The sequence below is a fragment of the Kitasatospora sp. NPDC057904 genome (assembly GCF_042887925.1).
Classification (GTDB): Bacteria; Actinomycetota; Actinomycetes; order Streptomycetales; family Streptomycetaceae; genus Kitasatospora.
In genome coordinates, this window is record NZ_JBHVOL010000005.1 from 491,856 (window position 1) to 516,115 (window position 24,260).

18 protein-coding genes, 2 tRNA genes and 1 other RNA gene (1 of these 21 only partly in view) are annotated in these 24,260 nt (G+C 73.9%); 13 read left to right on the forward strand and 8 right to left on the reverse strand.

Going from position 1 to position 24,260, the window contains the following annotated elements; translation table 11 throughout:
• Positions 1-53: transfer RNA gene (locus tag ACFVSN_RS16680), tRNA-Ser, on the reverse strand; it reaches 132 nt to the left of the window's first position.
• Between the two features lie 110 nt (positions 54-163).
• Between ACFVSN_RS16680 and ffs the strand changes: the two genes are divergently transcribed.
• From ffs to ACFVSN_RS16730, 10 genes are all read left to right on the forward strand, one after another.
• An RNA gene (ffs, locus tag ACFVSN_RS16685) (signal recognition particle sRNA small type) lies at positions 164-254 on the forward strand.
• An 83-nt stretch (positions 255-337) separates the two neighbouring features.
• Positions 338-2,536 (forward strand): DNA polymerase III subunit gamma and tau, encoded by a 2,199-nt coding sequence (locus ACFVSN_RS16690; protein ID WP_387955576.1) that lies wholly within the window; start codon positions 338-340, stop codon positions 2,534-2,536.
• 114 nt (positions 2,537-2,650) lie between these two features.
• Positions 2,651-2,989: a YbaB/EbfC family nucleoid-associated protein gene (locus ACFVSN_RS16695; RefSeq protein WP_359964018.1), complete on the forward strand. Its 339-nt coding sequence runs from the start codon at positions 2,651-2,653 to the stop codon at positions 2,987-2,989.
• Positions 2,990-3,245: 256 nt separating this feature from the next.
• Positions 3,246-3,845, forward strand: coding sequence for a recombination mediator RecR (gene recR / locus ACFVSN_RS16700; protein WP_380446057.1), 600 nt, complete (start codon positions 3,246-3,248; stop codon positions 3,843-3,845).
• Entirely contained in the window at positions 3,838-4,587 is a 750-nt protein-coding gene (locus ACFVSN_RS16705; protein ID WP_380446056.1) for a DUF5063 domain-containing protein, read from the forward strand. The genes recR and ACFVSN_RS16705 overlap by 8 nt, the downstream gene beginning before the upstream one ends.
• 350 nt (positions 4,588-4,937) lie before the next feature.
• Positions 4,938-6,218 carry an aspartate kinase gene (locus ACFVSN_RS16710; RefSeq protein WP_363654588.1) on the forward strand — a complete coding sequence of 427 codons (1,281 nt, stop codon included), beginning with the start codon at positions 4,938-4,940 and terminating at the stop codon, positions 6,216-6,218.
• A gap of 28 nt (positions 6,219-6,246) precedes the next feature.
• Complete coding sequence (locus tag ACFVSN_RS16715) at positions 6,247-7,317, forward strand: aspartate-semialdehyde dehydrogenase (RefSeq protein WP_387955578.1); 1,071 nt, start codon at positions 6,247-6,249, stop codon at positions 7,315-7,317.
• A gap of 380 nt (positions 7,318-7,697) precedes the next feature.
• Positions 7,698-8,243: a SigE family RNA polymerase sigma factor gene (locus ACFVSN_RS16720; protein ID WP_380446054.1), complete on the forward strand. Its 546-nt coding sequence runs from the start codon at positions 7,698-7,700 to the stop codon at positions 8,241-8,243.
• Positions 8,236-9,582 (forward strand): hypothetical protein, encoded by a 1,347-nt coding sequence (locus ACFVSN_RS16725; protein WP_387602929.1) that lies wholly within the window; start codon positions 8,236-8,238, stop codon positions 9,580-9,582. The genes ACFVSN_RS16720 and ACFVSN_RS16725 overlap by 8 nt, the downstream gene beginning before the upstream one ends.
• 107 nt (positions 9,583-9,689) lie before the next feature.
• Positions 9,690-10,481: an SURF1 family protein gene (locus ACFVSN_RS16730; RefSeq protein ID WP_380446052.1), complete on the forward strand. Its 792-nt coding sequence runs from the start codon at positions 9,690-9,692 to the stop codon at positions 10,479-10,481.
• Positions 10,482-10,491: 10 nt separating this feature from the next.
• On the opposite strand, the gene ACFVSN_RS16735 is transcribed toward ACFVSN_RS16730, so the two are convergent.
• The 3 genes from ACFVSN_RS16735 to ACFVSN_RS16745 all read right to left on the reverse strand — a co-directional run bounded on the left by ACFVSN_RS16735 (position 10,492) and on the right by ACFVSN_RS16745 (position 13,723).
• On the reverse strand, positions 10,492-10,701 hold the full coding sequence (locus ACFVSN_RS16735; protein WP_387602927.1) for a hypothetical protein: 210 nt from the start codon (positions 10,699-10,701) through the stop codon (positions 10,492-10,494).
• Positions 10,702-11,206: 505 nt separating this feature from the next.
• Positions 11,207-13,054 (reverse strand): S9 family peptidase, encoded by a 1,848-nt coding sequence (locus ACFVSN_RS16740; RefSeq protein ID WP_387602924.1) that lies wholly within the window; start codon positions 13,052-13,054, stop codon positions 11,207-11,209.
• Positions 13,055-13,345: 291 nt separating this feature from the next.
• Entirely contained in the window at positions 13,346-13,723 is a 378-nt protein-coding gene (locus ACFVSN_RS16745) for a nuclear transport factor 2 family protein (RefSeq protein ID WP_387602921.1), read from the reverse strand.
• Positions 13,724-13,878: 155 nt separating this feature from the next.
• Between ACFVSN_RS16745 and ACFVSN_RS16750 the strand changes: the two genes are divergently transcribed.
• Both ACFVSN_RS16750 and ACFVSN_RS16755 read left to right on the forward strand, forming a co-directional pair.
• Entirely contained in the window at positions 13,879-16,590 is a 2,712-nt protein-coding gene (locus ACFVSN_RS16750; protein ID WP_387955580.1) for an ATP-binding protein, read from the forward strand.
• 189 nt (positions 16,591-16,779) lie between these two features.
• The gene (locus tag ACFVSN_RS16755; protein WP_387955581.1) at positions 16,780-19,209 is read left to right on the forward strand and encodes a right-handed parallel beta-helix repeat-containing protein; all 2,430 of its coding nucleotides are present in this window, start codon (positions 16,780-16,782) and stop codon (positions 19,207-19,209) included.
• A gap of 149 nt (positions 19,210-19,358) precedes the next feature.
• On the opposite strand, the gene ACFVSN_RS16760 is transcribed toward ACFVSN_RS16755, so the two are convergent.
• From ACFVSN_RS16760 to ACFVSN_RS16770, 3 genes are all read right to left on the reverse strand, one after another.
• Positions 19,359-19,432, reverse strand: a tRNA-Pro gene (locus ACFVSN_RS16760).
• Positions 19,433-19,532: 100 nt separating this feature from the next.
• The gene (locus tag ACFVSN_RS16765) at positions 19,533-20,477 is read right to left on the reverse strand and encodes a metallophosphoesterase (protein ID WP_380494455.1); all 945 of its coding nucleotides are present in this window, start codon (positions 20,475-20,477) and stop codon (positions 19,533-19,535) included.
• A gap of 130 nt (positions 20,478-20,607) precedes the next feature.
• Positions 20,608-21,228 carry a CGNR zinc finger domain-containing protein gene (locus ACFVSN_RS16770; protein WP_387602912.1) on the reverse strand — a complete coding sequence of 207 codons (621 nt, stop codon included), beginning with the start codon at positions 21,226-21,228 and terminating at the stop codon, positions 20,608-20,610.
• Between the two features lie 103 nt (positions 21,229-21,331).
• Between ACFVSN_RS16770 and ACFVSN_RS16775 the strand changes: the two genes are divergently transcribed.
• Positions 21,332-21,787 carry a GatB/YqeY domain-containing protein gene (locus tag ACFVSN_RS16775; RefSeq protein WP_387602909.1) on the forward strand — a complete coding sequence of 152 codons (456 nt, stop codon included), beginning with the start codon at positions 21,332-21,334 and terminating at the stop codon, positions 21,785-21,787.
• A gap of 110 nt (positions 21,788-21,897) precedes the next feature.
• Here ACFVSN_RS16775 and ACFVSN_RS16780 read toward each other — a convergent pair whose 3' ends face one another.
• Positions 21,898-24,258 carry a transglycosylase domain-containing protein gene (locus ACFVSN_RS16780; RefSeq protein WP_380444189.1) on the reverse strand — a complete coding sequence of 787 codons (2,361 nt, stop codon included), beginning with the start codon at positions 24,256-24,258 and terminating at the stop codon, positions 21,898-21,900.
• Positions 24,259-24,260: the final 2 nt, after the last annotated feature.

Below are 24,260 nucleotides of genomic sequence, written 5' to 3' on the forward strand. Positions count from 1 at the left end.
TGCCCCCAACACGCTTTCCAAGCGTGCGCCCTAGGCCTCTAGGCGAATCCTCCGTGGGAGAGCTTAGTACATGTTTTGGGGTGCTCGCGACCAGCTATCCCGAGGTGGGGAGGTGGGGGTGGCCTGTGGATCGTCGGGGCTGGGATCCGGTAGTGTTGGGGGCAGCCCCTCGTGTGGCGTTATCTCTCTGAACCCCCCCAGGGCCGGAAGGCAGCAAGGGTAGGAGGGCTCTGGCGGGTGCACGGGGGGTCTTTGCGTTCCCGGAGGGCCTTCCAAGGGGCTGCGGGTGGGACGAGGGGTGCCGCGTTTGTCGGTCCGTCCCGATATCGTCGGGGGTGTGTCCCTAGCCCTGTACCGCCGCTACCGCCCCGAGACCTTCGCGGAGGTCATCGGGCAGGAGCACGTGACCGCTCCGCTCCAGCAGGCCCTGCGCAACAACAGGGTCAACCACGCGTACCTGTTCAGCGGGCCGCGCGGCTGTGGGAAGACGACGAGCGCACGCATCCTGGCCCGCTGTCTGAACTGTGAGCAGGGGCCCACGCCGACGCCCTGCGGCGAGTGCCAGTCCTGCCGGGACCTCGCCACGGGCGGGCCCGGGTCGATCGACGTGATCGAGATCGACGCCGCGTCGCACGGTGGTGTGGACGACGCGCGCGAGCTGCGCGAGCGGGCGTTCTTCGCGCCGGTGCACAGCCGGTACAAGATCTTCATCCTGGACGAGGCTCACATGGTGACCTCGGCCGGGTTCAACGCGCTGCTCAAGGTGGTGGAGGAGCCGCCGGAGCACCTCAAGTTCATCTTCGCGACCACCGAGCCGGAGAAGGTCATCGGGACGATCCGGTCCCGGACGCACCACTACCCGTTCCGGCTGGTCCCGCCCGGCACGCTGCGCGACTACCTGGCCGAGGTCTGCGGCCGGGAGGGCATCCAGGTCGAGGACGCGGTGTTCCCGCTCGTCGTCCGGGCCGGCGCCGGGTCCGTGCGCGACTCGATGTCGGTCATGGACCAGCTGCTGGCCGGCGCCACCGAGGGCGGCGTGACGTACCAGATGGCGACGGCGCTGCTCGGGTACACGGACTCGGCGCTGCTGGACGAGGTGGTGGACGCCTTCGCCGCGCAGGACGGCGCGACGGTGTTCCAGGTGATCGACCGGGTGGTCGAGGGCGGGCACGACCCGCGCCGGTTCGTCACGGACCTGCTGGAGCGACTGCGTGACCTCGTGATCCTCGCCACCGTGCCGGAGGCGGGTGAGAAGGGGCTGATCGACGCCCCCGCCGACCGCGTCGCCGTGATGCAGGCCCAGGCGGACGCCTTCGGGGCGGCCGAGCTCAGCCGGGCCGCCGACATCGTCAACACCGGGCTGACCGAGATGCGCGGCAACGCGGCCCCCCGGCTCCAGCTGGAGCTGATCTGCGCCCGCGTGATGCTGCCCGGCGCCTACAGCGACGAGCTGTCGCTCCAGGCACGGCTCGACAAGCTGGAGCGGCGGGCGGCGGCGGGCGGTTTCGCCGGGCCGATGGCGGTGCCGGGCACGGCCGCGCCCGTGATGGCCGCCCCCGCGGTGGCAGCATCGGTGGCAGCACCGGTGGTGGCGCCGCCCGCAGCGGACGTCCCGGCTCCGGCTCCTGCACCTGTCCAGGCGGCCCCGGTCGCAGCCCCGGCCCCCGCCCCCGCAGCCCCTCCGGCGCCCGCCGCCCCCGCGCCGGGCGCGTGGCCGATCCCGCGCAGCTTCCCGCCCGCCGGCGGCGCCCCCGCAGCCCCGGCCCCCGGGCCGGCCCCGGCCGCGCCCGTGGCGGCGCAGCCCGAGCCCCAGGCGGCCCCGCCCGCCCCCGTGCCCGCGCCCGCACCCGTCGCGCAGCCGCCGGCCGCCGCGCAGCCGTCCGGCGCCGCCCAGCAGGGCGCCGCGCAGGTCCGGCAGCTGTGGCCGCAGATCCTGGAGGCGGTGAAGAACCGCCGCCGCTTCACCTGGATCCTGCTCAGCCAGAACGGCCAGGTGGCCGGTTTCGACGGCAGCGTGCTCCAGGTGTCGTTCGTCAACGCGGGCGCCCGCGACAGCTTCGTCGGCAGCAACAGCGACGACGTCCTGCGCCAGGCGCTCGGCGACGCGCTGGGCGTGGACTGGCGGATCGAGTGCATCGTCGACCCGTCCGGCGGAGCGGGCGGGGGAGCCGGTGGCGGCACCGGTGGCGGCTTCGGCGGCGGGGCCCCCGCCCCGGGCGCCACCACCAGCGGCTGGGGCGCCCCGGCGCGTCCGGCCGCGGCCGCGCCCCCGGTGCAGCCCGCCGCCCCGGCGCCGCCCGTCCGGCCGCAGCCCCAGGCGCAGGCCCAGGTTCCGGCCCCGGCGCCGGTCCAGGCGGCGCCCGTCCAGAGCCCGCCGCCCGCCGCCGGGCCCCCGGCGCCGCACGTGGCCCCGGAGGACGACATCCCGGAGGAGGACGACCCGGACCTCAACGAGGAGGCCTTCTCCGGCCAGGACCTGATCATCCGCGAACTGGGTGCCACGGTCCTGGAGGAGATCCACCACCGCGGCAACTGAGCAGCACGTAGGCTCGGCGGAGACGACGACGGGTGACGAGCGAGGACCACGCCGTGGACGACGGCGGACGAGCCGCGCGAGCCCGTGCACAGGTGCGACAGCAAGGAGTGAGCCGTGTTCCCCGGTGGAGGCCAGCCCAACATGCAGCAACTGCTGAAGCAGGCGCAGAAGATGCAGCAGGACCTCGCCAAGGCGCAGCAGGAGCTGGCCGAGGCGAAGGTGAACGGTTCGGCCGGCGGCGGTCTGGTCGAGGCCACGGTGACGGGTGCCGGTGAGCTGGTGGCGCTGACCATCGCCCCGGCGGCCGTCGACCCGGAGGACACCGAGACCCTGGCCGACCTGGTCCTGGCGGCGGTCCGGGACGCGAACCAGGCCGCGCAGAAGATGCAGGCCGAGCGCATGGGCCCGCTGACCCAGGGCCTGGGTGGCGGCATGCCCGGTCTGCCGTTCTAGGCGGTACCGGGCGGGCTCCGGACCGGCCGGTCACTGTGGGAGTCCGGCCGGTAGGTCCGTGTGATTTATGTGGGAGTCGGGCGTCGGGCGGTGTGTCCGGCGCCCGATTCGTTGGATGATGGCACCGGAGCACCACCGACCGAGCACCGGCCGGACCACCGACCGACCACCGGCCGGAGCATCGACCGACCACCGGCCGGAGCATCGACCGAGCACCGGCCGGAGCACCACCGACCACCCGAGGGAAGGCGCGACGTTGTACGAGGGCGTGGTTCAGGACCTGATCGACGAACTGGGCAGGCTGCCCGGCGTCGGGCCCAAGAGCGCGCAGCGGATCGCCTTCCACGTCCTGCAGGCCGACCCGGTGGACGTCCGCCGCCTCGCGCACGCGCTGCTGGAGGTCAAGGACAAGGTCCGCTTCTGCGCGGTCTGCGGGAACGTCGCGGAGGCCGAGCAGTGCCGGGTCTGCCTGGACCCGCGCCGCGACCTGGCCGTCATCTGCGTGGTGGAGGAGCCCAAGGACGTCGTCGCCATCGAGCGCACCCGCGAGTTCCGCGGCCGCTACCACGTGCTGGGCGGCGCGATCAGCCCCATCGAGGGCGTCGGCCCGGACGACCTGCGGATCCGCGAGCTGCTGTCGCGCCTCGCGGACGGCACGGTCACCGAGCTGATCCTGGCCACCGACCCCAACCTGGAGGGGGAGGCGACCGCCACCTACCTGGCCCGGCTGTGCAAGCCGATGGGCCTGAAGGTGACCCGTCTGGCGAGCGGTCTGCCCGTCGGCGGGGATCTGGAGTACGCGGACGAGGTCACCCTCGGCCGCGCCTTCGAAGGGAGACGACTGCTCGATGTCTGACCGGACGATCAACCAGCAGCCCCACGCCCCCCACCAGCCGTCCCACGGCGAGGCGCACGGGCAGCCGCACGGCGACCCGCACGGGGACCGGCGGAACCACGCCCCGCACACCCACGGACACGGTTCGGAGCCGGACGACTTCGCGGTGCAGATCGCGGATTCGGTGGAGAGCTTCGTGCTCGCCGTCACCGAGGTCGCCAAGGGCGACGAGCCGGGCAGTGCCGTCTCCCTGCTCCTCCTGGAGGTCTCGCAGCTGCTGCTGGCCGGCGGCCGGCTGGGCGCGATCGAGGACGTCGTCCCGGACGACCGCTTCGAGCCGGACGCGGGGCCGGAGCCGGACGGCGAGCTGCTGCGCGAGCGGCTGGCGGCGCTGCTCGCGCCGATCGACGTCTACCACGAGGTCTTCGACCCGTACGGTCCGCCGGAGAAGCCGAACGCGTTCCGGATCTCGGACGACCTGGCCGGCGTGGTCGGCGAGCTCCAGCACGGGCTGACGCACTACCGCGAGGGCCGGGTCAGCGAGGCGCTGTGGTGGTGGCAGTTCTCGTACCTCTCCAACTGGGGCACGACCTGCTCGGCGGTGCTGCGGGCGCTGCAGTCGCTGATCGCCCACGTCCGGCTGGACAGCCCGATCGGTGCGGTGCCGGACGGCGCCGACACGGACGACGACGGGCTCACCGACGAGCAGCTGGAGCAGCAGGCCGGCGACCTCATGGCGGCCGAGCTCGGCCTCGGGCGCTAGGAGCAGCGCTGGCAGCGGCGCCAGGAGCGGCTCCGGGGCGGCAGGTGGGGCCGGGGTCGGCATCGGCCCCGCGAGTGTGACGAAGGCCTCACCGCCCGGCCCCGGAAAGAAATCCGGCCGTGCCGCCGTCCGTTCGTCCGGCGAATCTTCGGGGCCGCGCCGGATGGCCCGCAGACCTGCCGGTGCCCGCCCCGCACCGCTGCCCACGTGCTGAAACGTGCGTCTCATCATATGGATGGCACCGGTCGCGGCACCCCTGCTCGGTAGACTGACGCGGACCGCAGATCCCCCTTCCCCGGGGGTGCGGGGGCCCACCCGCCCCCGGAAACGACACAAGTCGAGGAGCGCACGTGGGCCTTGTCGTGCAGAAGTACGGCGGCTCATCCGTTGCGGATGCCGAGGGCATCAAGCGCGTGGCCCGTCGAATCGTTGACGCCAAGAAGGCCGGCCATGAGGTCGTCGTCGTGGTGTCCGCGATGGGCGACACGACGGACGAGCTCATCGAACTCGCGGAGCAGGTGTCACCTCTCCCCGCCGGCCGCGAGTTCGACATGCTGCTGACCGCTGGAGAGCGCATCTCCATGGCCCTGCTGGCCATGGCGATCAAATCCCTGGGGCACGAGGCCCAGTCCTTCACGGGCAGCCAGGCCGGTGTCATCACGGACTCCGTCCACAACAAGGCGCGCATCATCGACGTGACGCCGGGTCGCATCCGCACCGCCCTCGACGAGGGCAACATCGCGATCGTGGCCGGCTTCCAGGGCGTTTCGCAGTCCAGCAAGGACATCACGACGCTGGGCCGGGGCGGTTCGGACACCACCGCGGTCGCGCTCGCCGCCGCGCTCAAGGCCGAGGTCTGCGAGATCTACACCGACGTGGACGGCGTGTTCACCGCCGACCCGCGCGTCGTGAAGAAGGCCCGCAAGATCGACTGGATCGCGTACGAGGACATGCTGGAGCTGGCCTCGTCCGGTTCCAAGGTGCTGCTCGACCGCTGCGTGGAGTACGCCCGGCGCTACAACATCCCGATTCACGTACGCTCGTCCTTCTCGGGTCTCCCCGGGACGATCGTCAGCAACGACAACCCGAACAAGCCCGAAGGGGGCGAGATGGAGCAGGCCATCATCTCCGGAGTCGCCCACGACACTTCCGAGGCCAAGGTCACGGTCGTCGGCGTGCCCGACAAGCCGGGCGAGGCCGCGCGCATCTTCCGCGCCATCGCGGACGCCGAGGTCAACATCGACATGGTGGTGCAGAACGTCTCCGCCGCGTCGACCGGGCTGACCGACATCTCCTTCACCCTGCCCAAGACCGAGGGCCAGAAGGCCATCGACGCGCTCGGCCGGGTCAAGGAGGGCATCGGCTTCGAGTCGCTGCGCTACGACGACGCGATCGGCAAGATCTCCCTGGTCGGCGCGGGCATGCGCTCCAACCCGGGCGTCACCGCGACGTTCTTCGAGGCGCTGTCCGCCGCCGGCGTCAACATCGAGCTGATCTCCACCTCGGAGATCCGCATCTCGGTCGTGACCCGCGCCGACGACGTGCCGGAGGCCGTCCGCGCCGTGCACAGCGCCTTCGGGCTGGACAGCGACACGGACGAGGCCGTCGTCTACGGAGGCACCGGGCGATGAGCCGGGAGCCGAGCGGGAGCACCGGGCGATGACCCGGCGGCCGAACCTCGCCGTCGTCGGCGCCACCGGCGCGGTCGGCGAGGTGCTGCTCGGCCTGCTCTCGCTCCGTCAGGACGTCTGGGGCGAGGTACGACTCGTCGCCTCCCCGCGCTCGGCCGGCCGCAAGCCGGTCGTGCGCGGGGAGTCCGTCGAGGTCGTCGCGCTGACGGAGGAGGCCTTCGACGGGATCGACGTGGCGGTGTTCGCCGTGCCCGACGAGGTCTCCGCCCGCTGGGCGCCGATCGCCGCCGCCAAGGGCGTCGTCGTGGTCGACGACTCCGCCGCGTTCCGCACCGCCGACGAGGTCCCGCTGGTCGTCCCCGAGGTGAACGCCGCCGCGCTGCGGATCCGCCCGCGCGGCATCGTCGCCAGCCCCGCCAGCACCACCCTCGCGATGATCGCGGCCATCGGGGCGCTGCACGCCGAGTACGGGCTCGTCGAACTCGTCGTCGCCTCCTACCAGGCCGCCTCCGGCGAGGGCCGCGACGGCGAGGCCGCCCTGCGCGAGCAGACCGCGCTCGTCGGCGGTCTCGACGCCGGCCGCCAGGAGATCGGCCGGCAGACCGGCGACCTGCGCGCGGTGATCGCCGACCACGGGCCGTTCGCCGCTCCGCTCGCGTTCAACGCGGTGCCCTGGACGGGCAGTCTGCGGGACGGCGGCTGGTCCTCCGAGGAGGTCGGGATCCGCGACGAGTCGCGCAAGATCCTCAACCTGCCCGCCCTGCGGGTCTCCGCGACCTGCGTGCGCATCCCCGTCGTCCGGACCCACGCGCTCGCCGTCCACGCGCTGTTCGAGCGGGAGGTGACGCAGGAGCACGCGCAGGAGATCCTCCGCGGGGCGCCCGGCGTCGTCCTCTACGACGACCCGGCGGCGGGGGAGTTCCCGACGCCGAACGACGTGGTCGGGACGGACCCGGTGTGGGTCGGACGGGTGCGCCGCGCGCTCGACCAGCCGGCCGCGCTGGACCTCTTCCTGTGCGGCGACAACCTGCGCAAGGGGGCGGCGCTCAACCTGCTCCAGATCGCCGAGCTCGTGGCGGGCGAGCTCCGGCCCGCGTAGCCGACCTGCGTGGCCGACCTGCCCGGTCGACCCGGCCGGTACGACCCTCCGGGGGCGGTTGCGGCCCCAGGAGCGGGCGTCCTGACGGCCGGTCCGGCCCGATCAGTGTGCCCGATCCGTGTGTCCGATGTGAGGCGGGACCGTCCGATATGGGATCGTCCTCCCCACAATCTGTCCGGAAACCCTCTCGAATTCCCTGGAGGCCACTTCCGCGGATGCGGAAGAATGTCCCCCGGGCTGGGCAACCATGACAGGGGATCGAGTGTCCAACGGGCGTGGCGAACGTGATGGTGGGGGCAGGGGCGGGCATCTCGGCGAGTGCCGCGGTGACCTTCCCGCCGCGCGCCCATTGGCCTGCGAGTAGGCCGGAAGAAAGCCAGATGACCGCGGTCGCACCCGGTACGGCGGACTCCGGCGCCGGTGCCGACGCCGGTACCAGCGAGGACCTGCTCACCGAGACCTACCAGGCCCACTACCGCTCCCTGCTGCGGCTCGCCGCGCTGCTCCTGGACGACCTCTCGACCTGTGAGGACGTCGTCCAGGAGGCGTTCATCCGGGTGCACGCCGCCCGGCGCCGGGTGCGCGAGCCCGAGAAGACCCTGGCCTACCTGCGGCAGACGGTCGTCAACCTGTCCCGCTCCACGCTGCGCCGCCGGATCCTCGGCCTGCGGCTGCTGCCGAAACCGATGCCTGACATGGCCAGTGCAGAAGAAGGCGCCTACGATGCGCTGGAGCGTGACCAGTTGAAAGCCGCGCTCCGAGGCCTGCAACGCCGTCAGCGGGAGGTTCTGGTGCTGCGTTACTTCGTGGACATGACGGAGGCGCAGGTCGCCGAGACCCTGGGCATCTCGCTCGGATCGGTGAAGGCGTACGGCTCGCGCGGACTCGCCGCCCTGCGCACGCAGATGGAGGCCGGCCATGGGTGACGGCGCGGGAAAGGCCCACGGCGGGGGGCTCACTCCGGATCCCGCGGCGGACGTCGCGTCGGACCCCACCCCCGGTCTCCCGACGGACCCGACCGCGGACCTCACCGCCGGTCCCGCGGCGGACCCGACCGCGGACCTCACCGCCGATCCCGCGGCGGACCTGACCGCGGACCTCACGACCGATCTCTCGACGGACCCGACCGCGGACCTCACGACCGACGAACTGGCCGTCCGTGACCTGATGCACCGGGCGGTCGCCGGCATCCAGCCCGGCCCCGGCGGCCTGCCCCGCATCCGCACCGCCGTGCCCCGCCGCCGGGCCGCCCGCCGCGGCGCCCTGACCGGGGCCCTCGCGCTGGCCGCCGCCGTCGCGATCGCCCTGCCCGCCCTGCACACCGCCGACCACCTCGGCCTCTCCGGCGGCCCCGGCTCGCCGCACGCCGACGGCCCCGCCACCGGCGTCCCCGCCGGGACGACGGCCGACGGCTCCGGCCCGTTCGGCGCGTCCCCGCACCCCGGCCCGGCCCCCGGCACCGTCGGACAGCCGTCCGGCACCGCGAGCAGTTCGCCCAGCCCCGGCGCGAGCAGCGCCCGCGCCGACGCCGGGACGACCGCCCCCGCCGCGGCCACCAGCAGCGGGGACGGCCCGATCGTCCCGCTCTGCACCCGCGGCGACCTCGGCCAGGGCTCGGGCCAGGCCGGGCCCGCCGACGCCGCCGGGCGGATCTACGGGTGGTTCGCCGTGACCAACGTCTCCGGGCACGCCTGCCGGCTCGGCGGGCCGGGCGCGGTCTCCGTGACGGGGGTCACCGGGACGGACCGCAGCCGGATCCGGGTGACCGACCACACCGCGGGCGACCCGGCCACCGGCCTGCCGCCCGCCGACACGGACCCGCCGCTGCTCGCCCCGCAGGCCGGCTACCGGGTGCCGTTCGCCTGGATCCCCGACCCGGTCTGCCCGACGACCGGCCAGGGCGGTGCCACGGCGGCGCCGACCGGCGCGACCGGTCCCGGCCCGATCTCGCTCACCACCCAGGCGCCCGCGGCCTCCGGCGCCCCCGCGTCCGGCGCGTCGGCCGCGCCCTCGTCGAACCCGCAGGCGAGCCCGTCGCCCAGCACGGGCCCGACCACCGCGCCCACCCCCACGGGCAGCCCGACCCCGAACCCGACCGTCTCCAACCCGCCGTCCGCCACCATCGCGCACACCCCGGCGCCGGGCAGCCCGTCGGCCGCCGCCGTCCTCCTGCCGGGGGCGTGCGCGGGGACGGTGTACCGCGGCGGCCTGCAGGCGGTGGGCGGGCCGGCGTCGCAGCCGTCGGGGACGCCGTCGGCCGGGTAGCCGAAGACCGGGAGCGGGGCCGGGAGCGGTCCGGCGCCCGGTGTCCCGCAGCGGTGTCGGGCCCCCTGTGGTCGGACGGCGTGTGAAGAGTGGTTACCGTGGGGGGTGTGTACCGGTTCCTCCTCACTCCGCGCTGGCTCGGCGGCACCGTGCTGGCCCTGGTGGCCATCGCGGTGTGCCTCTGGCTGGGCTCCTGGCAGCTCGGCCGGTTCGAGGACCGGTTCTCCTCGCACAAGGCGGCCGGCCAGGCGCTCGCCGCCACGAGTGAGACCAGGCCGATCGACGCCCTGCTGACCCCGGCCAGCCCGCAGGTCACCACGGACACCGTCGGCAAGCCCGTCACGGTGAGCGGCAGTTACGACAGCGCGCACCAACTCCTCGTGCCCAACCGCACGGTGGACGGCAAGCAGGGCTACTACGTGCTCACCCCGCTCCGCACCGCCGACGGCCACGCCGTCGCCGTCGTGCGCGGCTGGGCCCCCGGGACGCCCTCCGACGCGTCGTCCGCGGCGGCACCGCCGCCCGGCGGGGAGGTGACCGTCACCGGCCGGCTCCAGGCCGGCGAGGCGATCGGCAGCAACGGCGCCGTCGCGGGCGGTCTGCCGGCCGGCCAGCTCGGCACGATCAACCGGGCGGCGCTGCTCAACGTGCTGTCGTACGACGGCTGGTACGACGGCTGGGTCGCCGCCGACACCGCTCCGGCCGGGCTGACCGAGGTGCCGACGGTCCAGCCGCAGGGCGGCGACGGGCTGACGCTCCGCGCGTTCCAGAACCTGGGCTACACCCTGGAGTGGTTCGTCTTCGCGGGCTTCGTGGTCTTCATGTGGTACCGCCTGCTGCGCCGTGAGGCGGAGGCCGAGCAGGACCGGGCCCTCGGACTGGACCCGGTCCTCGACTGACGGTTCCGCCTCAGGCGGCCGTCAGCGCGACGGCTTGCCCGCCGCGGTGGGCGTCGCGGTGGGCGGCGTTGTGGGCGGCGCGACCGGTCGCGACGGCGCCGCCGGGGACGCGGGAGGCAGCGGGGAGGGCGCCTCGGACGGGGTAGCCCACGGGGTCGCACGCGGGGTGAAGGTCGACGTGCCGGACGGTGCCGGGGCCGGCGTCGGGCCGTTGTGGCACCGGCTGTGAGTGCCGTACACGGCCTCCGACTCGTGGTGGTCGATGTGGTGGTGCACCGACCGACCGCCCTTGGGGGCCTTGGGCCCCTTCGAGCCGCTCGACCCGCTCGCACCGCCGGATCCGCCGCCGGACCCCTTGGACCCGCTCCCGGCGGAGCCCTTCGACCCGTTGCCCGACGTCGTCGGGTAGGCCGCCTGCACCACCGCGGCCCCGACCGGCGCGCTCGCCGGGGTGGCCCCGGCGGTGGCCGAGGCCTTGGGTGTTCCCGTAACGACCTTTGTGCCCGTAACGGCAGGTGCGCCCGTAACGGCAGGTGTTCCCGTAACGACCGGAGTGGCCGTGGCGACCGGTGTGGTCGTCGCGATCGGCGTGGCCGTCGCGGTGACCGAGGGCCCGGTCGGCCCTGCGGGGGGCGGGCAGCCCGCGTGGTCGCGGTGCCCGCCGGAGCAGCCGGTGAGCACGAGCGCACCGGCCACCCCCACCCCCGCCAGCGTCAGCCGACGCCTCACACCGACCCCCCGCCCAGGTGGCGCCGGACGAAGTCGATCTCCAGCCGCAGCTGCCTGATCCGCTCCTCCACCACGAGCGACCCGTGCCCGGCGTCGTACCGGTAGACCTCGTGCGGCTTGCCGAGCTCCGCCAGTCGCTCGACGTAGTTCTCGATCTGCCGGATCGGGCAGCGCGGGTCGTTGACCCCGGCGCTGATGTAGACCGGCACCCGCACCCGCTCGACGTACGTGAGCGGCGAGGACGCGGTGAAGCGCTCCGGGACCTCCTCCGGCGTGCCGCCGAAGAGCGTGCGGTCGAGCGACTTGAGCGCCTCCATCTCGTCGGCGTACGCGGTGTGGTAGTCCGCGACCGGCACGGCGGCGACGCCCAGCGCCCAGAGTTCCGGCTGCACGCCGATGCCGAGCAGGGTCAGGTACCCGCCCCAGCTGCCGCCGGTGAGCACCAGCCGCCCCGGGTCGGCGAGACCGCTGGTGACCGCCCACTCCCGGACGGCCGCGATGTCCTCCAGCTCGATCAGGCCGACGCGCTCGCGCAGGGCGTCCGTCCAGGCCTGGCCGTAGCCGGTGGAGCCGCGGTAGTTGACCCGGACCACCGCGAAGCCGTGGTCGAGCCAGGCCGCCGGGCCGGCGGCGAAGGAGTCGCTGTCGTGGTGCGTCGGGCCGCCGTGGATCTCGAACACGGTCGGGAACGGGCCCTCGCCGGCCCCCACGGGCCGCTGCACGAGCGCGTGGACGCGCCCGCCGGGGCCGTCCACCCACACGTCCTCGACCGGGATCGAGCCGGGCGGCACCGGGCCAGGCGCCCGCAGGACGACCGTCCCCGCGGTGGAGCGGACGGCGGACGGCTCGGCGGCGGAGGACCAGAGGTACTCGACGGTGCCGTCCGGGCGGGCGGTGGCGCCGCCGACGGTGCCGCGCGGCGTGTCGAGGCGGGTCAGCCGGCCGTCGGCGAGCGCGTACGAGAACAGCTCGCTGCGGGCCTCGTACTCGTGCTCGACGAGCAGCGCCTCGGCGCCGGGCCGCCACTGCGCGGAGACGTCGCCGGGCAGTTCGCGGCCCTGCTCGTCGCGCAGCGGGAGGGCGGTCTCGGCGCCGGTGGCGACGTCCCAGATCATCGGCTCCCAGCGGCCGGTGCGCTGGTGGGCGACGAGCAGCCGGGTGTCGCCCTCGACCGGGGCGAAGCCGAGGCAGGCGACGCCGCGCGGCTCGTCCCGGCCGGTCACCTCGTCGAGCTCGGCGACGGTCTCGACGTCCGCGCCCCCGGTGCCGCCGGGGAGCAGGCGCACGACCCGGATCGCCGAGTGCATCGCGTCGCCGTGCTCGGTGTGGTCGATCGCGAGCAGGGTGCCGTCGTGGCTGAGGTCGCCGACGCCGCCGTACTCCTCGTGCCGGTAGATCTCGACGGCCTCGGCGGCGCCGGGGCGGCGCAGGTGCAGGGTGGTGCCGTGCTCGTCGGTCGAGCGGCCGACGACCACGGTGCCGTCGCGGCCGAGGGCCAGGCCGGCCGAGTAGGAGGGCTCCAGGCCGGGCACGGCCGCCTCGTCGGGGCCGCCGGCGAACGGCTGGCGGCGCCAGACGCCGAACTCGTCGCCGTCGTGGTCGTCGAACCACCACACCGAACCGCCGTCGGGGGACAGCTCGGCGTCGGTGGTGCCGTTCGGGCGGTCGGTGACCCGACGGTGGGTGCCGGTGGCGCGGTCCCAGGCGTAGACCTCGTAGGTGCCGGTCGCGTTGGACACGTACAGCGCCCGGTCGGGGGCGTCCTCGGCCCAGTCCGGCAGGGACACCCGGGCCGCGCGGAACCGCTGCTCCCACGCCGGGACGGCGCTCTTATCCTCGCTCATCCGACCATCCAACCCGATGGGGGGGACGAAGCGGAACGGGCGGGTGGGTTTCGGACCCTCCGGGGGGTGGCGCGCCCCCGCCGGGGGCGTGCGCGGGGCCGGTCCTCGTGCCGACGACCGATTCCGTGCGCTCCGGCTCGCGTGCTCACGCCTTCGGTGCCGACGCCCGGTTCCGTGCTCACGCCTTCGGTGGCGACGCCCGGTTCCGTGCGCTCCGGCTGTGGCGCTGACGCCCGGTTCCGTGCCCCCACGTCGCGCGGGGGACACGGAACCGGCAGCCGCCACGGCGGCTCAGGCGCCCGGGACGCGGTCCAGGAAGCCGGCCACCGAGGCGATCCGCCCGTCCGGACCGGCCGTCAGCACGTCGAAGCCGATCACGATCGGCTCGGCGCCGGCCGGGCCGAGGTTCCAGGTGAACCGGGCGATGTCGTGGTGCGCGTCCACCGGCCCGAGGGTGAACTCCAGCCCCGGGAACTGGGCCTGGGCGGCGCCGATCAGCGCGTCGATCGAGTCCCGGCCGGCCACCGCGGCCAGCGGGTCGGTGTAGCGGCCGTCCTCGGCCCACACCTCGTCGATCAGCTTGCGGCGGGCGGCCGGGTCGGTCTCGTTCCAGACCGCGAGGTAGCGCTCGGCGAGCTGCTGCAGGGCGGCGGTGGTGATCTCGGTCATCGTCTTCTCCCGTGTCCCGGTGGGGTGTTGGGCGGGTCGTTCCCGCTGCTCACAAAGGTAGGGACGGGCGGGCGCGGGCGAATCCGTCACGTATGGGTAAGGGGGTGCGTACGTTCGCCGGTCACCGTCCGGCGGGGGTGGGTAGGGTCGGAGCCATGCTGTACGGGAGGGAACGCGAGCAGGCCGTCGTGGACGGGCTGTTGGACGGGGCGCGGGAGGGCCGCAGCGGCGTGCTGCTGCTGGCCGGGGAGGCCGGGATCGGCAAGACCGCCCTGCTGGACCACGCGGTCGCGGCGGCCGGGGACGGCTTCCGGGTGATCCGGGCGGCCGGTGTCGAGCACGAGGCCGAACTGCCCTACGCCGGGCTGAGCCTGCTGCTCGCGCCCGGCCTCGACCGGCTGTCCGCCCTGCCCGGACCGCAACGCCTCGCGCTGGAGACGGTGTTCGGCCTCACCGCCGCTCCGGGCTCCACCGGCCGCCTGCTCACCGGGCTCGCCACGCTCGGGCTGCTCGCCGAACTCGCCGCCGACCGGCCGCTGCTGTGCGTCGTCGACGACGTCCAGTGGCTGGACCGCGCCTCCTGGGACGCCCTGCTGCTCGCCGCCCGCCGCCTCCAGGCCGAAGGCGTCGCGCTCCTGCTCGCCGCCCGGTCGGACGGCAGCACCGCGGAGGCCCGACTCGGCCTGCCCGAACTGACGCTGGCGCCACTCCCCGAGGACGACGCCACCCGGCTGCTCACCCACCGCGCCGGCCCCGACCTGCCCGCCCCCGTCCGCCGCCGGCTGCTCGCCGAGGCCGCCGGAAACCCCCTCGCCCTCACCGAACTCCCCGTCACCGGACCGGAGACGGCCGCACCGGGCAGCCTTCCGCTCACCAGCCGGCTGCTCATCGCCTTCCACGGCCAGGTCACCGGCCTGCCCGCCGCCACCCAGACGCTGCTCCTCGTCGCGGCCATCGAGGAGAACGGCGAACTCGACGTCGTCCTGCCCGCCGCCGAGACCCTCGGCGCCTGCGCCGAACACCTCGCCCCCGCCGAGGAGTCGGGCCTGGTGACGGTCGCCCCCGATCGCCGGCTCGCGTTCCGCCACCCGCTCCTGCGCGCCGCCGTCCTCCAACGCGCGCCGCACCTCCAGCGCCTGGCCGCACACCGGGCCGTCGGCGCGGCCCTGCCCGACGGCGACCGCCGCACCTGGCACCTCGCCCTCGCCGCCACCGCCCCCGACGCCGACCTCGCCGACGCGCTCGAACGCACCGCCGTCCGCGCCGGGACCCGCGGCGCCCACGGCGGCGCCGCCGCGGCCTACGAACGCGCCGCCCGGCTCACCCCCGACCGCGACGCCGCCACCCGCCGCCTCGTCCTCGCCGCCGAAGCCGCCACCGAGGAAGGCCGGCTGGAGCACGCGGAGGCGCTCGCCGACCAGGCGGCCGCCCGCACCGACAGCGTCCTCGCGCACGCGCTGCTCGACCACGTCCGGGCCACCGCGCACTTCTGGCGCGGCTCCTACCCGACCGCCCACCGCCTGCTGCTCGACGCCGCCGGCACCGCCGTCGAACCGCCGCACGCCGCCCGGATGCTGCTCCAGGCCTTCCACGCCGCCTGGTACGCGGGCGAGGAGCCGGTGGCCGCCGTCCTCGACCGCCTCGCCGCCCTCCCGCTCGCCGACGACGACCCGCTCACCCCGCTCGCCCGCCACCTGACGGCCGCCGTCCTCCCGGCCCTCGGCCGGCCCGCCGGGCCGCTGCCCACCGCCCGCGCCACCGCCGACGCCGCCCGCGCGGCCGGCGCCGACACCCCGGCCGACCTCGTCCAGCTGTGCGGCGCCACCCTCGTCCTCGGCCGGGACGACGAGACCGCCGAACTCGCCGCCGAACTCGTCGCCGAAGCCCGCGCCAAGGGCGCCGTCGGCGTGCTGCCCACACTGGGGTTCTTCCTCGCCGAGGCCGAACTCTTCCACGGCCGCCACCGCGACGCCGAGGTCACCGCGACCGAGGCCCTCGACCTCGCCCGCGACACCGGCCAGCACCAGTGGGTCAGCCAACTCGCCGCCCTGCTCGCCTACCTGGCCGCCCTCGCCGGCACCACCGACACCTGCACCCGCCTCGCCGCCGAAGCCCTCGCCACCACCGGACCGCAGACCGCCGCCCCCGCCTCCGGCGAACCCTGGGCCCACTGGGCGCTCGCCCTCGACGACCTCGGCCACGGCCGGGCCGGCGACGCCGCCGACCGCCTGCACACCCTCACCACCGGCCGCTACCGGCACCACGTCAGCGCCACCCGCGCCGTCCCCGACCTCGTCGAGGCCGCCGTCCGCCTCGGCACCCCCGACCGCGCCGCCGAGCCGTACGAACGCTTCGCCCGCTGGAGCGCCGCCGCCGGCCGTCCCTGGACCGAGGCCCTGCGCCTGCGCTGCCAGGCCCTCCTCGGCCCCGACGAACTCGCCGAATCGGCCTACCGCGCCGCCCTCGACCTGCACGAGGGCACCCACCGCCCCTTCGAACAGGCCCGCACCGCCCTCCTCTACGGCGAGTGGCTGCGCCGCGCCCGCCGCCGCACCGACGCCCGCCCCCACCTGCGCGCCGCCCTCGAAACCTTCGAACGCCTCGCCGCCCACCCCTGGGCCACCCGCGCCCGCACCGAACTCACCGCCACCGGCACCACCGCCCCCACCCCGACGGCCCCCGACTCCCCCCTGGCGGCCCTCACCCCGCAGGAACTCCAGATAGCCCGCCTGGCAGCTCGCGGCCTCACCAACCGCGACATCGCCGCCCAACTCTTCCTGAGCCCCCGCACGGTCGGCCACCACCTCTACAAGGCCTACCCCAAACTGGGCATCACCTCCCGAACCGCCCTCGCCGACCTGCTCTGACGCCCCGCCCGACACGGCTCGGACCGCCCCGCCGCGCTCAGGGGGGAATCCCGATGGAACGCGCGGCCGAGCAGGGTGGATACTGCTCTGCGCGCCGGTCTGTGATCACTTCCGCGCGGTCCCGGACCGGGACCCCGCCGGCGCTGTTTCGCGTTACCCGAAAGTCCTGGAACGCCCTGGGGGATGGACATGTCCATAAGACGTCACATCGGCATCGCCGCGGCTCTGGTGAGCTCCGCGATCGCCGGAACCACGCTGTCGGTGGGCGCCGCACACGCCGACGCGACCACGCTCTACGTGAACAACAGCCCGACCGCGCACTGCTCGGACGCCGGCACGGGCGCCCAGGCCCAGCCGTACTGCACCGTGCAGGCCGCCGCCGACGCCGCCCAGCCCGGCCAGACCGTCCAGATCGCCGAGGGCGCCGGCACCTACGCCGAGCAGGTCACCGTCACCCACTCGGGCACCCCCGGCCACCCGATCACCTTCCAGGGCCTGCCGGACACCGACAAGCTCCCCACCGCCCAGGTCGGCGTCGTCGGGGGGCACGGCTTCTCGCTCTCCAAGGTCCACGACGTCACCATCCAGGGCCTGGCGTTCAACACCGCCCAGGAGGCCGTGCTCGTCGCCGACTCGGACCGGATCGTCGTCGACGGGAACACGCTGCTCGGAGCCGGCTCGGCCAAGGCTGCCGGCATCCGCCTCACCGGCGCCACCACGGCGAGCACCGTCAGCCGCAACCGCATCGGCGCCAGCGGCGGCGCGGGCATCGCCGTCGACCCGGGCGTCACCGGCACGGTCGTCACCACCAACGCCCTGACCAGCAACATCGGCGGCGGCATCGTCGTCACCGACGCCCCCGGCACCGTCGTGACGAGCAACACCGTCGCGGAGAACTGCGGCACCGGCGTCTCGCTGACCGGCGCGTCGAGCGGCGCGGTGATCGAGAACAACATCATCACCGCCACCGGCCCGACGACCATCCGCTGCCCCCAGGCCGGCCCGGTCGAGTTCGTCGTCTCGGCCGGCTCGGTCACCGGCACCAAGGCCGACTACAACGTCGTCCACCCCGGCACCGGTGTCAACGCGGGCAGCCAGGCCTACTCCTGGGCCGGCACCGTCTACACCTCGCCCGCCGCCTTCACCGCGGCCACCGGCCAGGGCGCGCACGACGTCGACACCGACCCGGGCTTCAACCTCGGCGGCAACTCCAACGACGACGTCACCCCGCAGCGCGACACCAACGCGCTGGACTCCGCCGACGCCGGCGCACCCGGCGAGCTGACCACCGACCTGCTGGGCAACCAGCGCGTCGACGACCCGCTGGTCGACAACACCGGCACCGGCACGGCGACGTACTACGACCGCGGCGCCATCGAGCGCCAGAACCCGTTCGCGGTCGGCCTCAGCTGGGACTGGAACAACCGGATCCCGGCCGGGCACCCGCTGGACAAGGCGTTCCTCGGCATCGTCTACTCGCCGTGGTCCAAGGCCACCGCGACGATCGACTTCGGCGACGGGACCGGCCCCCAGCCCTTCACCCCCTCGCAGGTGGTCCACACCTACCCCGGCCCCGGCACCTACCGCGCCGTGCTCAGCGCGACCGACGGCCTCGGCAACACCAAGACCTCCACCACCAACATCACCGTCGACCCGGTCGGCCCGCTGTCCGCGCCGACGATCTCGGCGGTCCAGAACAGCAACTACGGCCCGACGCACGTCGAGCTCTACGCCACCGTCACGAGCCCCTGGCCACTGGTCAGCACCACCGTCGACTTCGGGGACGGCAGCGGCACGGTCGTGCGCAACGGGAGCGCCAACGGTATTCCGCACGAGTACCCCCACGTCGGGACCTACACCGCCACCGCCACCTTCGTCGACGACCACGGACGCTCGCTGACCTACTCGCAGCAGGTCCGGGTCGACGGTTGGACCCGCTCGGGCACCCCGGTGACGGGCCGTTGGGACGGCCGCGCGAGCACCCACGTTGGCGTCTTCTACAGCGGCATGTGGTCGCTGGCCACCACCAACGACAACAGCGGCCGGGTCAACACCGTGTACTTCGGCCAGTCCGGCGACGTCCCGGTGACCGGCTCCTGGGACGGTGGGCACGACCAGCTCGGCATCTACCGCGACGGCGTCTTCGCGCTGCGCCACGACGACACCAGCGTCACCACGGTGTCCTTCGGCGCGCCGGGTGACGTTCCGGTCCCCGCGCTCTGGGACGGCAACGGCCACGCCCAGCTGGCCGTCTACCGGCCCAGCACCAACACCTTCGCGGTCCGCCACGACGACGGCAGCGTCAGCACGGCGACCCTCGGCCAGCAGGGCGACCTCCCGATCGTCGGCGACTGGGACGGCGTCGGCCACGCCCAGCTCGGCATCGCCCGCCCCGACCGGCAGTGGGGCGGCACCAACACCTTCGCCCTGCGCCACGACGACGGCACCATCACCACCGCCACCTACGGCGCGGTGGGCGACTTCCCGGTGACCGGCGACTGGCAGGGCCGCGGCCGCACCACCTTCGGCATCTACCGCCCGCAGGCGGCGACCTTCAGCCTGAGCAACGCCTACGCGGGTGTCTCCGACTCGGTGTTCGCCATCATCACCACGTTCTGACCCGCGACACCCCCCGAGTACACACGCAGGCCCGGTCTCCCCTCAGGGACACCGGGCCTGCGCCATTCCACCCGGGCGGACCTGAGCCGCCGTCACGCGGAAACGCCAGAGGGCCTACCGGATTTCTCCGATAGGCCCTCTGGACTGGGTCGGGGTGGCGGGATTTGAACCCACGGCCTCTTCGTCCCGAACGAAGCGCGCTACCAAGCTGCGCCACACCCCGGTCTTTCTGTTTGTCGCTCCGTCTCCTTCGCGACGAGTAGAACTCTACCGGACGCTCGCCGAGACACGAAATCCGATTCCCGGCGGGCGTCCGGGGCGGGTCAGCGGGCGGCCGGGGTGAGGGTGAGGAGGGTGGCCTCGGGGGGGCAGGCGAAGCGGACGGGGGTGTAGCGGTTGGTGCCGCAGCCGGCGGAGACGTGGAGGTAGGAGCGGCGGCCGCCGGCGGTGTGGGTGGAGAGGCCCTTGACCCGCTTGGCGTCGAGGTCGCAGTTGGTGACCAGGGCGCCGTAGAAGGGGATGCAGAGCTGGCCGCCGTGGGTGTGGCCGGCGAGGATCAGCGGGTAGCGGTCGGCCGTGAAGGCGTCCAGGACGCGCAGGTAGGGCGCGTGGACGACGGCGAGGGAGAGGTCGGCGTCGGCGGACGGGCCGCCCGTGACCTCGCTGTAGCGGTCGCGGCGGATGTGCGGGTCGTCGAGGCCGGTGAACTCGAGGTCGAGGCCGCCGAGGGTGAGGCGGCCGCGGGTGTTGGTCAGGTCGAGCCAGCCGGCCGCGTCGAAGCCGTCGCGGAGCTTCTCCCAGGGGTTGTGGACGGCGCCGACGATGCCGCGGTTGCCGGTGCCGTCGGGGTTGTTCATGCCGTGGATGCCGCTGCGCAGCGCCTGGAGGTAGCGGGCCGGGTTCTTGCGGGCCGGGCCGTAGTAGTCGTTGGAGCCGAAGACGTACACGCCGGGGAACTCCATCAGCGGCCCGAGCGCGTCGAGGGTGGCGGGGACGCCGAGCGGGTCGGAGAGGTTGTCGCCGGTGTTCACGACGAGGTCGGGGCGCAGGCCCGCGAGGCTCTTCAGCCACCGCTGCTTCTTGCCCTGGCCGCTCACCATGTGGATGTCGGAGACCTGCAGTACCCGGAGGGGGCGGGCGCCCCGGGGCAGGACGGGGACCTCGACCCGGCGCAGCCGGAAGGAACGGACCTCGTACCCGGCGGAGTAGGCGAGGCAGGCGGCGCCGGTGGCGGCGATTCCGAGGGGGACGGAGTACAGCGGTCGCATCGTTCCATGCTCTCAGACGGCGGATCAGCTGGTGAACGTCCGTCCGCCCGGATGGGATGCGGGTAGGGGGGCGGATGGGGAAGGGGGTGGGAGGCGGACGGGGAAGCGGGCCGGGGCGCGGGCACCCCGGCTACTCCGGTTCCCGCCGGGCCCGCAGCGCCCGGACCTTGTTGCGGTTGCCGCAGCGTTCCATGGAGCACCAGCGCCGCCGCCCCGGCCGGGAGGTGTCGACGAAGATCAGGTAGCAGTTGTGCGCGCCGCACTCGCGGATGCGGTCCGCGTGCGGGCCCGTGAGCAGGGCTATCGCGTCCCGGGCGACGGTGGAGGCCAACTGGTCGCCGTCGGCGGGCAGGGGGGGCGCCGCGGTGCCGTCGGGGGCGATCCTGGGGACGAGCGGGGGGTGTTCGGCGGCTCGGTTGAGGACGGCGTAGTCGGCGGCGGCGCCGCGTTCGCCGCGGGCCCTGGCCGCGGTGAGCCGCCAGAGGGCGTCGCGCAGGGTGCGGGCGGCGGTGAGCTGGGCGTCGGTGATCCGGACGGCGTCCGCGGGCAGGCGCAGCCGCGAGGCGGGCAGCCAGGCGGTGAGGTCGTCGGGTCGGTGCAGGACCTCCCAGCGGGCGTGGCTGCCGGGGCCACCGGTGGTGAGCAGTTCGAGGCAGAGCGCGCCGGGGTCGAAGTGGAAGCCGGTGCCGCTCGGTGCGGTCAGCAGCAGCCCGGGGACGACGGTCGGCCGGGCCTCGGCACCTTCGGTCATGTAACCACTCTAATGGGTTACCGGACCGGTCCGCAGGGCCTGTCCGTGGCCCGTGACCGTTAATGCCGGGCACCCGAACGCCGCAGGTGGGAGACTCGGGGCCATGACGACGCTCAAGGCGCAGCTGCAGGAGGACCTCACGGCTGCCATCAAGGACCGGGACGAGCTGCGCTCGTCCACCATCCGGCTCACGCTCTCCGCGCTCACCGCGGAGGAGGTGGCGGGCAAGACGAAGCGCGAGCTGTCCGACGCCGAGGTGCTCAAGGTGGTCACCCGCGAGGCGAAGAAGCGCCGCGAGGCCGCCGAGGCGTTCGACGCCGCGGGCCGGACCGACCAGGCCGCCCGGGAGCGGCAGGAGGGCGAACTGCTCGCCTCCTACCTGCCCAAGCAGCTCTCGGACGACGAGCTCACCGCCATCGTGGCCGCCGCGGTCGCGGAGAGCGGGGCCACCGGTCCGCAGGGCATGGGCGCCGTGATGAAGCTGGTGCGCCCGAAGGTGGACGGTCTGGCCGAGGGTGGCCGCGTCGCCGCCGCGGTGAAGGCCGCGCTGGCCGGCTGAGTCCCGGTCCGGGCACCGCGGCAGAAGCCGCGCAGCAACGAACGCGGAGGGCGCCCCCCGAGATCACTCGGGGGGCGCCCTCCGCGTTCGTTGTCGGCCGGGCGGCCGGCTCAGCCGGTGCCGCCGTTACCGCCGCCGCCGTGCTTGCCGCCGTTTCCGTTCCCGCCGATGAAGCCCGGCGGGAAGGTGAAGCCGCCGCCGATCATCCCGCCGGCGTTGGTGCCGCCGCCGGGGTTGCCGCCGGGGTTGGCCGGGGGCGGCGGGTTGGCACCGGGCTGGGTGTTCGGGTCGCCGGCCGGCGGGCTGGCGGGCGCGGTCGCGTTCGGGTCCGGCTTGGGCTGCGGGTCCGGGATGTTGATCGTCTGGATGGGCTCCAGGGGCGTGCCCTTGAGTGCCTGGTTCATCGCCATCTGCCAGATCGGGCCGGGGCCGTCGGCGCCGAACACCTCGGTGAAGTGCTTGCCGCCGATGGTGATGTCCTTCATCTTCACGCCGCCGGCCGGGCCGCCGAGCCAGACCGAGGTGGCGAGCGACGGGGTGTAGCCGCTGAACCAGGCGGCCTTCTTCTCGTCGGTGGTACCGGTCTTGCCGGCGATCTTGCGACCGTCGTCGAGGCCGAGGGCGGCGGCCGTGCCCTTCTCGGTCACGTTGAGCAGGATGGTGTTGAGCGCGTCCGCGGTGTTCTCGGAGAAGGCCTGGCTGCACTGGGACTGCGGGACCTTGATGTCCTTGCCGTCGACCGTGCTGATCTTGTTGATCGCGATCGGGGTGCAGTACTTGCCGCGGGCGGCGAAGGTGGCGTACACGTTCGCCATGGTCAGCGGGCTGAGTTCGAGCGAGCCGAGGACCATCGAGGGGACCTCCTTGAACTCGCCGCCCTGGGCCGACTGGGAGATGCCCAGCTTGTTGGCCATCTGCTTGATCGCGCAGAGGCCGGTCTGCTGCTCCATCTCGACGAAGTAGGTGTTCACCGAGAGGGCCATGGCCTGCTTGAGCTCGTACGGGCCGACCTCGCCCGTCGACTCGTTCTTCACCGTGGCCTTGCCCTGCCCGGGCTGGGGGACGTTCTTCCAGGTGCCCGAGCAGGTCGACATGCTCGGGTACTCGATCTTGTTCTCGGACGGGAACGCCTGGGTGGGCGACATGCCCGACTCCAGGGCCGCCGCGGCGAGGATCGGCTTGAAGGTCGAACCGGTCTGGAAGCCGTTGCCGCCGCCCATCGCCGCGTCGACGTTCAGGTTCACCACGGTCTGGTTCTTGTTCGGGTCCAGGCCGTACGGGCGGGTCTGGGCCATGGCGAGGATCTTGCCGCTGCCCGGCTCCATCATGGTCGCGGCGGCCGACACCGAGTCGGTCACGTTGACCTTCTTGGTGACGGCGTTCTGCGCGGCGGCCTGCTTGTCCGGGTCGAGCGTCGTGTAGATGTTCAGGCCGCCGGTGTCCCACAGCTTCTTGCGGTCCGCCGTGGACTTGCCGAAGGTCGGGTCCTGCTTGATCACGTGGCGCACGTAGTCGCAGAAGAAGCCCATGCCGGCCTGGGCGGTGATGCAGCCGTTCTGCGGGTCCTTGTACTTCAGACCCAGCGGGGAGGCCTTCGCCTCCTTGGCCTGGTCCGGGGTGATGTGCTTGTTCTCGAGCATCTTGTCGATGACGACGTTGCGGCGCTTGACCGTGTTGTCCGGGTAGCGCACCGGGTCGTACGACGACGGGTTCTGCACCATGCCGGCGAGGGTGGCCGCCTCGGCGATGGTGAGGTCCTTGTTGCTCTTGCTGAAGTAGCGCTGCGACGCCGCCTCGACCCCGTAGGCCTGGTGGCCGTAGAAGGTGATGTTGAGGTAGTTGGTGAGGATCTGGTCCTTCGTCAGGTCCTCTTCCAGCTTGATCGCGTACTTGAGCTCCTGGATCTTGCGGCCCAGGGTCTTGCGCTGCGCCTCCAGGACGGCGGCCTGGTCGTCGCCGGCCTTCTCGACGTTGACGTTCTTCACGTACTGCTGGGTGAGCGTCGAGGCGCCCTGCGAGGCCGTGCCGCTCTCGGCGTTCTTGCTGACGGCCCGGAGGATGCCCTTGAGGTCGACGGCGCCGTGCTCGTAGAAGCGGGCGTCCTCGATGTCGACCTGTGCGTGCCGCATGAAGGGCGACATCTGGTCGGCGGTGAGGACGGTGCGGTCGCGCTCGTAGACCTTGGCGATCAGGCCGCCCTTGGCATCGAAGATCTGCGTCGCCTGGGTGAGCGGCGGCGTCTTGAAATCGTCGGGGATGTTCTCGAAGCTCTCCGCCGTGTCCTTGGCGGTGAGGCCGAGCGCGCCGACGGCGGGCAGCGCGAGGCCCGCCAGCAGGACTCCGGAGAGCACGCTGACGCCCAGGAACTTCACTCCGTGTCCCGCGAAGTCCAGCGGTGACCCGCGGCGCTCGCCGCGCGGAGCTCCGGTGTTGCCTGGGGGCTGGGGGGCCTGGGGGCGCTTCGGTGCCATGG